We start from the raw sequence: 12,567 nt of genomic DNA on the forward strand, positions 1-12,567 counted from the left end.
TCAGCCCTCCTTGCGAGTGCGCGGGTCGAGAAGCAGGTACGCGATGTCCGCCAGCAGGTTCGCCACCAGCACGGAGATCGTGATGATCAGGAAGATGCCCTGCATGAGCGGGTAGTCCGAGGCGCCGAGCGCCTGGAAGAGCTGGAACCCGATGCCCGGGTAGGAGAAGACGATCTCCACGAGCAGGGTGCCGCCGACGATGAAGCCGAGCGAGAGCGCGAAGCCGGAGACGTTCGGCAGCAGCGCGTTGCGGGCCGCGTAGCTCATCGCGACCCGGCGGTCGGAGAGTCCCTTGGCGTGCGCCACGGTGATGTAGTCCTCGGAGGCGACGGTCACCATCATGTTGCGCATGCTGAGGATCCAGCCGCTGACCGACGAGATCAGGATGGTCAGCGCGGGCAGCAGGCTGTGCTGGATCGCGCTCGGGATGAAGTACTGGTCCCAGGCCGGCACCAGGCCCGCGTCGAAGCCGCCGGACGACGGGAAGAAGCTGTCCGGCCCGGTGAGCAGGTAGATCGCGATGATGCCGAGCCAGAAGTACGGCACCGAGGAGAGGAAGGTGGTGACCGGCAGCAGGCCGTCGGTCCAGGAGCCGCGCCGCCAGCCGGCCAGGATGCCGAGGCCGGTGCCGAGGAAGAAGCTGATCACCGTGGTGATGCCGACCAGCAGCAGCGTCCAGGGCAGGCTGGTGGAGATGATCTCGGAGACCGGCGTCGGGAAGAACGTGAACGACAGGCCCAGGTCCCCGGTGAGCAGCTGCTTCCAGTAGGTCACGTACTCCGACCAGATGCTGGCGTCCTTGTCCAGTCCGAACAGGACGTAGAGCGACTCGATCGCCTGGCTGCTCAGCTGACCCTGGTACTTGGTGACGAGCGCCTGCACCGGGTCGCCCGGGATCATCCGGGGGATGAAGAAGTTCAGCGTGATCGCGGCCCACGCGGTGAACAGGTAGAACGCGAGGCGCTGCAGGAAGTACTTCACCGGGCGCCCTCACTGTCGTAGAGCCAGCAGGCCGCCCAGTGGCCGGGCACGTCACCGATCTCCAGCGGCACCGGCAGCTCGACCGAGCACCGCGGCATCGCGACCGGGCAGCGCGGGTGGAAACGGCATCCGGCAGGCGGATGGATCAGGCTCGGCGGCTCGCCGTTGCCACGCTCCTCGCCTGCGGCTTCGGAGAGACCGGTGAGACGATCCGGGTCCGGCGCCGATTCGATCAAGAGCCGGGTGTACGGGTGAGCCGGCGCCTGGGTGACCGTTTCCGAGTCCCCGCCCTCGACCATCCGCCCGGCGTACATGACCATGGTCTGGTCCGCGAAGTACCGCGCCGACGCGATGTCGTGGGTGATGTAGAGGATCGCCAGGTTCAGGCGTTCCTTCAGGTCGCGCAGCAGGTTGAGCACGCCGAGCCGGATGGAGACGTCCAGCATGGACACCGGCTCGTCGGCGAGCAGGGCCTCCGGCTGGGCGCCGAGCGCGCGGGCGATCGCGACGCGCTGCCGCTGGCCGCCGGAGAGCTCGTGCGGGAACTTGTCCAGGTATCGCTCGGGCGGTGTGAGCGAGACCCGTTCCAGGAGCTGGTGCAGCGCGGTCTCCAGGTCGTCGCCGGCGTTGCCGTGGATCTGCAGCGACCGGCTCAGGTGGTACCGGATGGTGTGCACCGGGTTCAGCGACGCGAACGGGTCCTGGAAGATCATCTGGACCCGGGCGCAGTACCGGCGGAACGCCGATCCGGACGTGACCCGGGTCGACGTCCCGTGCAGCCGGATGTCGCCGCCGGTCCGCGGGTAGAGCTGGGCGAGCAGGCGGGCCACTGTGGATTTGCCGGAGCCGGATTCGCCGACGAGGGCCACCACCTGGCCGCGCCGGAGCGTGAGGTTCACATCGTCGACGGCGTGCACCGCATCGTGCCGCCCGGAGAACAGATCACGGAGTCGCCGGCGGACGGGGAAGTGCTTGGTCAGGCCGATCGCCTCAAGCACCACCTCGCCGGCCGGCGCCTTCGTGTCGGGAATCGACGTCATGCCGGGGTTCCTTTTGTACTGGAGGTGACGCGGGCGTCCCGGTGTGGCGGGACGCCCGCGAGGCGATCAGGAGTTGGCGGGCTGCAGCTTCAGGACGACCTGGAGGGCGGCCGCCTGAGTGGGCTGGGCGGGCGCGTAGGAGTCGGCGTCCGTGGGCCAGCCGACCCAGTTCTTGGTGCTGTACGCGGCGCCGACGTTGTCCGCGCCGATCGGCAGCATCGGGGCCTGCTCCACGAAGATCCGCTGGATCGTGGCGAGCGCGGTCTTGCGGGCCGCCTCGTCGGTCGCGTTCGAGTACGCCTTCAGCGCGGCGGTCGCCTCCGGGCTGTCGAAGCGGCCGAAGTTGCCCTGCTGCGCGGCGGTGCCGATCGGCTTCATCAGGTCGCCGTCCATGACGGTCTGGTAGATGTCGAACGGCGTCGAGCCGCCGTTGGTCCACCGGACGGCGGCCTCGAAGTCGCCCTTCTGGACGTTCGCCTCCCAGACGTTCTGGTTCGGCTTCTCCACGGTGGCGGCGATGCCGATCTCGGCGAGGTTGCTCTTGATGATCTCGAGCGTGGTCTGGTAATCGGACCACGGCGCCGGGTCGCTGAGCTTGATGGTGACCGGCTTGCCGGCCTTGTCCTTGAGGGTCGTGCCCTCCAGCTTGTACCCCGAGTCGGCGAGCAGCTTCTTGGCGCCCTCGACGTCGACCGAGAACGTCTTGCCCTTGAACTCGTCGGCGATGTAGGCGTCGCCCGCGCCCTCGGGCAGACCGGTGACGCTCTTGATCTCCGGGTGGAAGTAGCCGGCCTCGGCCTGCACGAAGACGTCGTTGCGGTTGATGACCATGTTCATCGCCCGGCGCAGCGCGGGGTCGTCGAACGGCTTCTTGGTGGTGTTGATGTAGAGGCCGTGGATGCCGAGCACGCCCGGGGCCCAGACCTTGTAGTGCTCCGGGTCCTTGGCGACGAAGGTCTGCTGGTAGTTCGGGATGAAGACGAAGCTCCACTCCGACGTACCCGTGGCAAGGGCTGTGGCCTGCGCGTTGTTGTCGGCGAAGGAGGTGTAGCGGAGCTCCTTGACCTTCGGCTGAGTGCCCCAGTAACCGCTCTCTCGGGCGGCGAGGATCGTCGCCTGCTGGGAGAACGACTTCAAGGCGTACGGGCCACTGCCGACCGGCTCCTTGATCGGGTCGGTGGCCGGGTCGGACAGCTTCTCCCAGACGTGCTTCGGCACGATCGGGGTCTGCCCGATGACCTTGTGGTGCGTGGTGAACTGCGACGTCTTGAAGGTCATCTTGACCTTGTTGCCGTCCGCGGTGATCTGGTCGTACGGGATGGCGAAGATGTTGAGCGCGTCGTTGTCCTTGATCATGGTGTGGGTGAACACCACGTCCTCGGCGGTCAGCGGCTTGCCGTCCGACCAGGTCGCGCCGTCCCGGATCACCAGGTCGACGGTCTTGTAGTCGGGCGACCAGGTGATCGCGCTGGCCAGCCACGGGGTGAGCGGCTCGGACGGCTTGGTGTTGTTCCACTGGCCGAGCGGCTCGTAGAGCATCCAGCGGTAGCCGAGCGAGGCGGCGGCCGAGGTCTGGACGAAGGGGTTGTTGCTCTCGGTCACCGTGCCGTTGGGCATGCCGATCGACAGGTAGTCGATCTGCTCGCCCTTGGCGGCGTTCTTGTTGTTGGCGTTCGGCGAGTCACCGCACGCGGACAGCCCGCCTGTGGCGAGCGCGCCGGCCAGGGCGACCGCGAACAGTTTCCTTCTCTGCATCGCAAAACTCCTCGGGATTTCATGCGGGGTGAGAGGGGTGAGGGTGCCCGGAGGGCGTGCGGTACCGCGCGGCCGGCATCAGCCGGTCGCTGGGTGTCGCTGTGTCCCGGCCGTCATAGCGGCCGGTGGATGAGGGTGTGTGTTACGCGGCTGTCGAGTCGCGGACGGTGAAGGTGGCCGGGATTATCGTCGGCCGGTTCGGGAGCGGGGCTCCCTCGAAGTGGGCGAGCAGCGTGCGTGCCGCCGCCTCGCCCATCTCCCGCAGGGGCTGGTGAACGGTGGTGAGTGCCGGCTTGGCGTGTGCCGCCATCGGGATGTCGTCGAAACCGACCACCGCGACGTCGTCCGGGACGCTCCGGCCGCTCTCCTGGATCGCCTGCATGGCGCCGAACGCGGAGAGGTCGTTGTGGCAGAACACCGCGTCGAACTCGATGCCGGTCTCGATCGCCTTCCGGATGTTGTCCACACCGCAGCCGACCTTGAAGTCCCCGAGCATGATCCGGTCCTCGGAGAGCGGGATCCCGGCGTCGGCGTAGACCGAGACGAAGCCGTCGGTCCGCTGCTGGGTGCAGCCGAAGCGGGACGGCCCGGTGATCACGAGCGGCTTGTGGCGCCCGATCCCCAGCAGGTGGTGCGCGGCGTCCGCGGCGCCGGTGTGGTTGGTGGTGCCGACGGTCGGTATCGTGCCGCCGGAGATCTGGTCCCGGTCGTCGATGAGAACCATCGGCAGGCCCCGGGCGTGCAGGTTGGCGATGTAGTCGAGGGTGCCCTCCGGCTCGATCACCAGCAGGCCGTCGAAGGATTTCGCGGCGACCTGGCCGGCGAACTGCCGCATCGAGTCGTCACCGCGGTTGCAGGTGAAGAGCAGCAGGCCGTAGTTCTCCGCTTCGAGAACGTCGACCGCGCCCTGCAGCACCTCTCCCATCCAGGGCCAGGTGAGCGAGGGCACCAGCATGCCGACCACCCGGGTGCGCCCGCGGGCCAGGTTGACCGCCCGCGCGCTGGGCACGTAGCCCAGTTCCTCGATGACCGCGCGCACCCGTGCGGCGGTCGTCTCGTCGAGCTCGCCCTTGCCGTTCAGCACCCGCGAGACCGTGGTCTTGCTGACCTTGGCCCGGGCCGCCACGTCGGCGATCGTGATCGGCACTGCTCCTCCGATGTTGCTGAAGGGTTTCGGAACCGGTTTCGGTACCGGTTTCGGCAGTCAACCTCAGTGAGGGCCGTCACGTCAATGTGCCGGGAGATCTATTTCGGTTTCGAGACGGTAACCGTGTTTACAAATCGGTGGTTATCGGTATCCGTCGCAAGATTCGGAAGCACGACGCCGAGCGGGGCATCGATGACCATGTCGGCGTACGGCTCGCCGCGGGTCACGCCGCGGTTCACGATCGCCACCCGGATGCCCTCCCGGACCGCCCGCAGCACGAACCGCCGGCCCGACATCACGGTCAGCGAAGAACCGAGAACCAGCAGCGTACGAGCCGTTTCGACGAGCTCGAACGACAGCGCCACCCGGTCGGCGGGCACGGTCTCGCCGAAGTACACGACGTCGGGTTTCAGCACCCCGCCGCAGGACCGGCAGGGCACCACCGTGAAATCGGAGAGCTCGGCGTCGTCCAGCTCCACGTCGCCGTCCGGGTTGATCGTCGTGGCGACCGCGGCGAAGCCCGGGTTCGCCGCGGTCAGCCGGTGCTCCAGCTCGACCCGGGAGGTCAGCTCCCCGCAGTCCAGGCAGACGATCCGGGCCAGGTTGCCGTGCAGCTCGACCACGTCGCGTGCGCCGGCCGCCTGGTGCAAGCCGTCCACGTTCTGTGTGATCAGCCCGGTCAGCAGCCCGGACTCCTGCCAGCGGGCCACCGCCGCATGCCCCTCGTTGGGCCGCGCCCCGCCGATCGTGCGCCAGCCCAGGTGGCTGCGCGCCCAGTACCGCCGGCGGGCCAGCGGGTCCGAGGTGAACGTCTGGTACGTCATCGGCGTGCCGCGCCGGGCCGAGCCGGACGGGCCCCGGTAGTCCGGGATCCCGGAGTCGGTCGAGAGGCCGGCACCGGTGAGCACCGCGACGCCGCCCTCGGCGATCCACGCGTCCAGCCGCGTCACCTGCTCCACCACAGACAAGTCCATGACACCCATGGTCCCTCGCCCGGGTGACCGCGTGTGCCATCCCTTCGGGTGGGCGTGACCTCATCAGGCCGTGCGCGTTGACCTGCGCTCCGATAGGTTGGATCCCGTGATCGAGATGGCGAGGCAGGCGCACCGTCCCCGTGGCGGGCGGCTCCTGCGGCGTGTCTTGACCGGTCTCGTGATGCTGGCGCTCGCGGCTACCCCCCACTTCCTCGCCGCGCCCGCCATCCCGGCCGCACCCACCCCCACGGCGGTTTTTGCTGTCGCAGAGTTCCCCGCACTGAAAGCCGGAGAGGTCCCGCAGGCCACCGGCCCGCGCGCACCTCCGACCGCCTGACCCGCGGACAGCCGACCGGCCGTCCGCACCCGTCGCTGCCGGCCGTGTCTTCTCTCCTGGGGGTTGTTCCATGGATTCCGCACTGCAGAGCTTTCTGAGCGCCGTGCCGCAGGCCGCCGCCATCTGGCTGACCATCCTGCTCCTGCTCGCCGTGGCAGTGGTGAGCGCGCGGCTGCCGCGTGCCACCACCCCGCCCGCACCCGAGCCCGACGAGAACCCGTACGCGGCGGAGGTGGAGAGCGCCGTCGCCGAGGCGTCCGTGGCAGCGGAGCGGCGCCGGGCCGAGTGGCTCGAGGCCCAGCAGGCGGTGGATGCCGCCTGGACGGCGTACGAGCAGGCCGAGGAGGATGCCCGGCGGATCGGGGCGGCCACCGCGTTCCCGTTGATGAGCCGCCGCCGCAAGCCGGGCGAGAACGTCGACCGCCAGCGCTACCTGCACCGGGCCGCCACCGAGCTGTGCCGCACCCAGGACCTGTCGATCGGCCAGCTCAACGACGTCTACGCGCACCGCGGCTGGAACCCGCGCCTGCACCCGGTCCAGCAGGAGGCCGCGCTGCACGCCGCGGTCCGCGAGCACCGGCTGGAGGCGTACCGGAAGGTGGTCGCCGCGGAGCAGGCGGCGTGGCGCGGCGCCGAGGCCGCCGCCGAGACCCTGCGCGACCTGCGCGCCGAGGCGGCCGCGGCCCGGCTGCGCGGCCCCGCCTCGCAGGCCGCGGACCAGCAGTGGTGGTCGGAGCAGTGGACGGGAGCCGAACTGCCGGCCGCCGCCTGACGTCCATTCCGGACAGCCCTACCGTTCCGATCGGCCGTACAGGTGGCTTGGGTAACGTGACCGTCGGCGGTCTTGGGGGTAAGGAGGCGATGGTGACGGTAACTCCCGCAGGTGACAGCACATCGGTAAACCGTGCGGCCATGCACCGGGCCGCCCTGGTCGAGGACGCGATTCACGACATCATCGAGCGCCGCCTCATGGGCCGGGGCTGGAAGCCGTACATCACGGCCTACACCGGTTACGGCGCACCCGGCTGGGCCCGGGTGATGGGCCGGGTGCTGCTGGCCCGCCCCGGCACGGTCAGCAAGCGCCGGGAGAAGGTGCGCGGCTGGCGCAGCTTCACCACCACCCCGGTGAACGGCGCCGTGGTCCGCATCGAGCTCGGCGGCACGATCACCGAGACCCGGTCCGACCGCAGCGGCTACGTGGACTGCAAGGTCAAGGGTGATCTGGAGCCGGGCTGGGGCACGGCCCGGATGCACACCGAGGGTGCGGCGCCGGTCGACGCGCCGATCCGGGTGATCGACCCGGCGGTGCGGTTCGGCGTCGTCTCCGACATCGACGACACGGTCATGGTCACCGCGCTGCCGCGCCCGCTGCTCGCCGCGTGGAACACGTTCGTGCTGGACGAGCACGCGCGGACCGCGGTGCCCGGCATGGCGGTGCTCTACGAGCGCATGGTCAACGCGCACCCCGGCGCGCCGGTGATCTACCTCTCCACCGGCGCGTGGAACGTCGCGCCGGCGCTGACCCGCTTCCTGAGCCGCCACCTGTACCCGGCCGGCCCGATCCTGCTGACCGACTGGGGTCCCACGCCGGACCGCTGGTTCCGCAGCGGCCAGGAGCACAAGCGCAAGTCGCTGCGCCGGCTCGCCGACGAGTTCCCGCACATCCGCTGGCTGCTCATCGGCGACGACGGCCAGCACGACCAGGAGATTTACTCCGAGTTCGCCCGGTCGCACCCGGAGAACGTGTCAGCCGTCGCGATACGCCGGCTCTCGCCCACCCAGGCGGTGCTGGCCGGCGCGATCCCGGGCCCGTCCGAGACGGCCGAGGTGGTGCCGTCCGGCGGCAAGACCTGGTTCTCCGCCCCGGACGGCGCCGGCCTCTGGTCCGTGCTGCGCGACACCGACGTGGTGTGAGCGTGCCCGGACAGGTTCACTCAGTGGCCGGCTCGGTCGCCTCACTGACCCGCTCGTGCAACTTCTGCCGGATCTCGTCCGGTGTGTACGCTCGCCGCCGCCGCTCGGCCCGGGCGATCACCGCGCCCGTCGCCGCGACTCCGGCCAGCCCTGCCAGTCCTGCTACCTTCCACCAACGCATCAGCTGAGGATAGACACGTGGTTGCCGAACTCAGCCTCGACGAGGCCATCGACCTGACGCGTACGGGTGACATCTGGATCTTCCGCGGCCGCTCCGGCCCGGATCGTGCCATCCAGACGCTCACCAACAGCCCGGTGAACCACGTCGGCATGTCCCTGGTGATCGAGGACATGCCGCCGCTCATGTGGCACGCCGAGCTGGGCAAGTCCCTGCCCGACATGTGGTCCGGCACGTTCCGGCGCGGCGTGCAGCTGCACGACCTGCGCGACGCGGTGACGGTCTGGGCCCGCCGGTACGGGCAGCGCGGTTACCTGCGTCAGCTCGACCCCGGCGTGACCCGGGCGATGGAGGACAAGGCGCTGAAGACGGTGGCCCGCCTGGACGGCACCCCGTTCCCGTCCACGTCGCAGCTGGCCTGGCGCTGGGCGCGCGGCCGGGTGCCGCAGATCCGGCTGCCGTGGCAGGACAAGGACGGGCCGGTCAGTGAGGCGACGCTGGAGAAGGCGTACTGCGCCGAGGTGGTCGCGGTGACCTATGAGGACATGGGACTGCTGCCGCGCGGGCGCAAGGCCAACTGGTACGACCCGGGACGTTTCTGGAGCGGCGACGAGCTGGAGCTGTGCGCGGGTTTCACCCTCGAGGACGAGATCTCGGTCAGCGTGCCGGAGGCCTGATCCCCTGGGTTCGCCGACGGTCGCCATCTCTCTCGCGGATCCGGCCGCCCCTCGCAGCCGCCCGACTACCCCGGATGGTCACGTGGTGTGCGGGCATCCGGGGTGAAGCCGGCGCTTTTCCGGAAAGCCGCGGACGTGGGAGGCCCCGCGGAATGCCGCACACCCCGTAGTGCTCCCCGTGAACGGTCACCCATCGTGACGCGGGGTGGGTTCGATGATCCGCCCGGACGCCGACGCGGCGATCCGTGCAGGCGAGCATCACCCCCGCAGGCCCGGATTTCGCGGGCCTGCGGAGCTGTCGCCGGCCGAGCGGTCGCGGCGCGGTCCCAGAGGCCTACCGGCCGGAGCGGCGGCCCGTGCTCCGGGAGGAGAAGGCCGCGGCGCCGCCGGAGGAGGCGGGACGCTGCTGCGGCGTACCCGATCGGTGCGCCGAACCACGCGCCTGGCCGGACCCGCGCGACGAGCTCGCGGTCCGCGCCTGGCCCGCGTTGTGGGCCTTGCCGCCTTCCGGCGCCGGCGACTTCTTCGGGGTGCGGGACTCGGTCGTCGTGCTCCGGGCCGGAGCAGCCGCGCCGGCCGGACGGCGGCCTCGGCCACCACGACGGCGACGCGGACGGCCGGTGCCGTCGGTGTCCGCCTCGGCGCCCGCCTGGCCACCGGACCTCGCACCCGCCGGAGCGGCCGAGACCGGGGCGGCAGCGGCGGCGGACTCGGCCAGCGCGGCCGAGATCATGGCGGGGGAGACGAAGGTCCGCTCGCCCGGCGCCAGCTTCGCCAGCAGCACGTCACCGGGACGCGTGCGGTGCGTCGTCGGCCGGATGCCCGCCTTGCGGGTCAGGTCCCGGACGTCCGCCTGCTGGTCGTCGGTCATCAGGGTGATCACCGTGCCGCGGGCGCCGGCCCGGGCGGTCCGGCCGGACCGGTGCAGGTACGCCTTGTGCTCCACCGGCGGGTCGGCGTGGATGACGAGCGCGACGTCGTCGACGTGGATGCCCCGGGCCGCGATGTCGGTCGCGACGAGGGTCTCCGCGGTGCCGTCGGAGAACGCCGACAGGTTGCGGTTGCGCGCGTTCTGCGCGAGGTTGCCGTGCAGTTCGACGGCGGGCACCCCGGCCGCGTTCAGCTGACGGGTCAGCACCTTGGCGCGGCGCTTGGTCCGGGTGAACACCACCGACCGTCCCGGCGCGGCGAGCAGCTCGACGAGCACGCCGAACCGGTCGTCGTGCTGGACGTGCAGCACGTGGTGCTCCATCTCGATCGGCGCCTGCGCGGCCGAGTCCACGGCGTGCGTGATCGGCGACCGCATGAAGCGCTGCACCAGCACGTCCACGCCGTTGTCCAGAGTGGCCGAGAAGAGCAGCCGCTGGCCGCCGGCCGGGGTCTGCGACAGCAGCCGCCGCACCACCGGCAGGAAGCCCAGGTCGGCCATGTGGTCGGCCTCGTCCAGGACGGTGATCTCCACATCGTCCAGTGCGGCGTGACCGTTGCGGATGTGGTCGTCGAGCCGGCCGGGGCAGGCGACGAGCACGTCGACACCGGCCTTCAGCGCCCGGATCTGCGGGTTCGCCCCGACGCCGCCGAAGACCACGAGGGTACGCAGCCCGGCCGCGTCGGCGAGCGGGCGCAGCGTGGCCTCGATCTGGGTGGCGAGCTCGCGGGTGGGCGCGAGGATCAGCGCGCGCGGCCGGCCGGCCCGGGGCTTGCGGGCCGCGGCGGCCAGGCGGGCCACCAACGGGATGACGAACGCGTACGTCTTGCCGGACCCGGTGCGTCCGCGGCCCAGCACGTCCCGGCCCGCGAGGGTGTCGGGCAGCGTGGCCGCCTGGATCGGAAACGGGGCGGTGATGCCGAGACCGGTGAGTGCCGTGGCGAGAGCGGCGGGCACGCCGAGCTCGGAGAAGGTGGTCATTAAGTTACGAACTCCAACGTCGTCGAGGGTCGTGTCACCCGGCGCTGACCATGTTTCCCTGCCGCGGCGCGTGGTGGTCGACCCGAGGGCGGCCTAGGCGAAGAGTGCCGACCGCTCCAGATCATTGTACCGGGTACGGACCGCAACCGGTTCGCACCCGAGGGCGAACCGCGCAGCACTCAGCAGGCCGGATCTTTCTCCTCAGCGCCGGGATCCCCGCCCGGCAGGCGATCGAGGAGACCCTGATGACCGGTGAGACATCTGCCACGGAGAGGCGTGGCGAAGACATCGTACGGGCGAACATGCCGCTCGTCGGGCACCTTGTCCGGGAGATGCTGGCCCGGGTCCCCGCTCACGTGAACCGGGACGACCTGCTCTCCGCAGGATACGCGGCGCTGGTGGCCGCGGCACGCGGTTTCGACGCCGAGCGGGGTGTGCCGTTCCCCCGCTTCGCCGCGACCCGGATCCGCGGCGCGCTCCTGGACGAGCTGCGCGGCCTCGACTGGGCCAGCCGCTCGGTGCGGCAGCGGGCCCGGCGTACCGACTCGGCGCGCGAGGAGCTGATGGCCGAGCTGGGCCGCACCCCGACCGTCCAGGAGGTGGCCGAACGGCTCGGCTGCACCGTCGAGGACATCGAGGCCGCCGAGGACGACGTGCACCGCGCGACGGTCTTCAGCCTGCAGGGCTTCGCGACCGCGACCGCCGACGACGTGGTCACCGAGCCGGGCGCGGGCCCGGAGGAGATGCTGCTGCGCCGGGAGCGGCTCGGCTATCTGCGCAACGCCGTTGACGTGCTGCCCGAGCGGCTGCGCGCGGTGGTGCAGGGCTACTTCTTCGAGGAGCGGCCGATGGCGGACATCGCGGCCGACCTCGGTGTCAGCGAGTCCCGGGTGTCGCAGCTGCGCGCCGAGGCGCTGGTGCTGCTCCGGGACGGGCTGAACACGCACCTGGAGCCGTCCCTGGCGGCGCAGAACCCGCCGAAGGAGGGCTGTGTGGCCCGGCGGCGGGCGGCGTACTACGACCGGATCGCGAGCCGGGGCACGCTGCGCAGCCGGCTCGCGATGACCAGTCCGGAAGGGCTGCCGGTGGCCGCCTGATCCGCGTCAGGCGTTCGCGCAGGTGCCGGCCTTCTTCTGGACGGCGATGGCCTTCGCCGCACCCAGCTTGTAGAGGGCGAGACCCTCCTTGGCCGGCTCCAGCTTCCACGAGCCCTTCTCGTAGATCATCGTGTAGGACTGCGCCGCGACGAGCTGCTTCGCGATCACGATGGCCCGGTCGGCGCCCTCCATCCGGGCGCTGGTCAGCGTGATCGCGAGGCCCTTGCGCGAGCAGACCTCGTTGAGCTTGACGTAGTCGGCCTTGCTGATCGCCTTCTTGCCGGCGGCCGTGTAGAGCTCCCAGGCCCCGGCGAAGTCGCCGCCGCTGAACCGGTCGAACACCGTCTGCGCCGCTGCCTTCGCGCCGTCGAGCGTCTTCTGCTCCGCTGCGGGGGCCGCCGCGGCGGCGTTGCCGGCCGCGCCCTCCTCGTCGTCGGAGGAGCAGGCGGACGTGACGACGAGCGTGGCGACCGCGGCGAGGGCCAGGGCGCCGAGGCGGCGGTACGGGTGGTTGTAGTCCATGCCCGGTTAATGAGGCCCGCCCCCGGCCCGTAACGG

At 70.8% G+C, this 12,567-nt stretch carries 12 protein-coding genes; 4 read left to right on the top strand and 8 right to left on the bottom strand.

Translation table 11 applies throughout. The annotated features are described in order from the left end of the window. From AB0F72_RS06440 to AB0F72_RS06460, 5 genes are all read right to left on the bottom strand, one after another. Positions 1-981: an ABC transporter permease gene (locus AB0F72_RS06440; protein WP_360426159.1), complete on the bottom strand. Its 981-nt coding sequence runs from the start codon at positions 979-981 to the stop codon at positions 1-3. After that, on the bottom strand, positions 978-2,021 hold the full coding sequence (locus AB0F72_RS06445; protein WP_360426162.1) for an ABC transporter ATP-binding protein: 1,044 nt from the start codon (positions 2,019-2,021) through the stop codon (positions 978-980). The genes AB0F72_RS06440 and AB0F72_RS06445 overlap by 4 nt, the downstream gene beginning before the upstream one ends. A gap of 66 nt (positions 2,022-2,087) precedes the next feature. Then, positions 2,088-3,776, bottom strand: a complete 1,689-nt coding sequence (locus AB0F72_RS06450; protein WP_360426165.1) for an ABC transporter substrate-binding protein — start codon at positions 3,774-3,776, stop codon at positions 2,088-2,090. Positions 3,777-3,918: 142 nt separating this feature from the next. Beyond that, positions 3,919-4,923 (bottom strand): LacI family DNA-binding transcriptional regulator, encoded by a 1,005-nt coding sequence (locus AB0F72_RS06455; protein ID WP_360426168.1) that lies wholly within the window; start codon positions 4,921-4,923, stop codon positions 3,919-3,921. 98 nt (positions 4,924-5,021) lie between these two features. Continuing rightward, positions 5,022-5,906: an NAD-dependent protein deacetylase gene (locus AB0F72_RS06460; RefSeq protein WP_360426170.1), complete on the bottom strand. Its 885-nt coding sequence runs from the start codon at positions 5,904-5,906 to the stop codon at positions 5,022-5,024. Positions 5,907-6,304: 398 nt separating this feature from the next. On the opposite strand from AB0F72_RS06460, the gene AB0F72_RS06465 reads away from it, so the two are divergent. Beyond that, a complete protein-coding gene (locus AB0F72_RS06465) occupies positions 6,305-7,006 on the top strand; it encodes a hypothetical protein (protein WP_360426173.1) in 702 nt (233 codons plus the stop codon). 89 nt (positions 7,007-7,095) lie between these two features. Further along, positions 7,096-8,148: a phosphatase domain-containing protein gene (locus AB0F72_RS06470; RefSeq protein WP_360426176.1), complete on the top strand. Its 1,053-nt coding sequence runs from the start codon at positions 7,096-7,098 to the stop codon at positions 8,146-8,148. A 16-nt stretch (positions 8,149-8,164) separates the two neighbouring features. On the opposite strand, the gene AB0F72_RS06475 is transcribed toward AB0F72_RS06470, so the two are convergent. Further along, complete coding sequence (locus AB0F72_RS06475; protein ID WP_360426179.1) at positions 8,165-8,329, bottom strand: hypothetical protein; 165 nt, start codon at positions 8,327-8,329, stop codon at positions 8,165-8,167. A 17-nt stretch (positions 8,330-8,346) separates the two neighbouring features. Between AB0F72_RS06475 and AB0F72_RS06480 the strand changes: the two genes are divergently transcribed. After that, positions 8,347-9,003 carry a hypothetical protein gene (locus AB0F72_RS06480; protein ID WP_360426182.1) on the top strand — a complete coding sequence of 219 codons (657 nt, stop codon included), beginning with the start codon at positions 8,347-8,349 and terminating at the stop codon, positions 9,001-9,003. Between the two features lie 334 nt (positions 9,004-9,337). Here the strand turns inward: AB0F72_RS06480 and AB0F72_RS06485 are convergent, their stop codons facing one another. Further along, positions 9,338-10,912: a DEAD/DEAH box helicase gene (locus AB0F72_RS06485; protein ID WP_360426185.1), complete on the bottom strand. Its 1,575-nt coding sequence runs from the start codon at positions 10,910-10,912 to the stop codon at positions 9,338-9,340. 245 nt (positions 10,913-11,157) lie between these two features. Here AB0F72_RS06485 and AB0F72_RS06490 point away from each other — a divergent pair, with 245 nt between their 5' ends. After that, positions 11,158-12,009 (top strand): sigma-70 family RNA polymerase sigma factor, encoded by an 852-nt coding sequence (locus AB0F72_RS06490; RefSeq protein ID WP_360426188.1) that lies wholly within the window; start codon positions 11,158-11,160, stop codon positions 12,007-12,009. A gap of 6 nt (positions 12,010-12,015) precedes the next feature. On the opposite strand, the gene AB0F72_RS06495 is transcribed toward AB0F72_RS06490, so the two are convergent. After that, complete coding sequence (locus AB0F72_RS06495; protein WP_360426191.1) at positions 12,016-12,531, bottom strand: hypothetical protein; 516 nt, start codon at positions 12,529-12,531, stop codon at positions 12,016-12,018. Between the last annotated feature and the right edge of the window lie 36 nt (positions 12,532-12,567).

The sequence above is a fragment of the Actinoplanes sp. NPDC023936 genome, assembly GCF_040639325.1.
In the GTDB taxonomy this organism is placed as follows: Bacteria; Actinomycetota; Actinomycetes; order Mycobacteriales; family Micromonosporaceae; genus Actinoplanes.

Coding starts and splice junctions, on each gene's coding strand:
- AB0F72_RS06445 (WP_360426162.1), bottom strand. CDS start 2,021: ATGACGTCGATTCCCGACACGAAGGCGCCGGCCGGCGAGGTGGTGCTT.
- AB0F72_RS06450 (WP_360426165.1), bottom strand. CDS start 3,776: ATGCAGAGAAGGAAACTGTTCGCGGTCGCCCTGGCCGGCGCGCTCGCC.
- AB0F72_RS06460 (WP_360426170.1), bottom strand. CDS start 5,906: ATGGGTGTCATGGACTTGTCTGTGGTGGAGCAGGTGACGCGGCTGGAC.
- AB0F72_RS06465 (WP_360426173.1), top strand. CDS start 6,305: ATGGATTCCGCACTGCAGAGCTTTCTGAGCGCCGTGCCGCAGGCCGCC.
- AB0F72_RS06470 (WP_360426176.1), top strand. CDS start 7,096: ATGGTGACGGTAACTCCCGCAGGTGACAGCACATCGGTAAACCGTGCG.
- AB0F72_RS06475 (WP_360426179.1), bottom strand. CDS start 8,329: ATGCGTTGGTGGAAGGTAGCAGGACTGGCAGGGCTGGCCGGAGTCGCG.
- AB0F72_RS06485 (WP_360426185.1), bottom strand. CDS start 10,912: ATGACCACCTTCTCCGAGCTCGGCGTGCCCGCCGCTCTCGCCACGGCA.
- AB0F72_RS06490 (WP_360426188.1), top strand. CDS start 11,158: ATGACCGGTGAGACATCTGCCACGGAGAGGCGTGGCGAAGACATCGTA.
- AB0F72_RS06495 (WP_360426191.1), bottom strand. CDS start 12,531: ATGGACTACAACCACCCGTACCGCCGCCTCGGCGCCCTGGCCCTCGCC.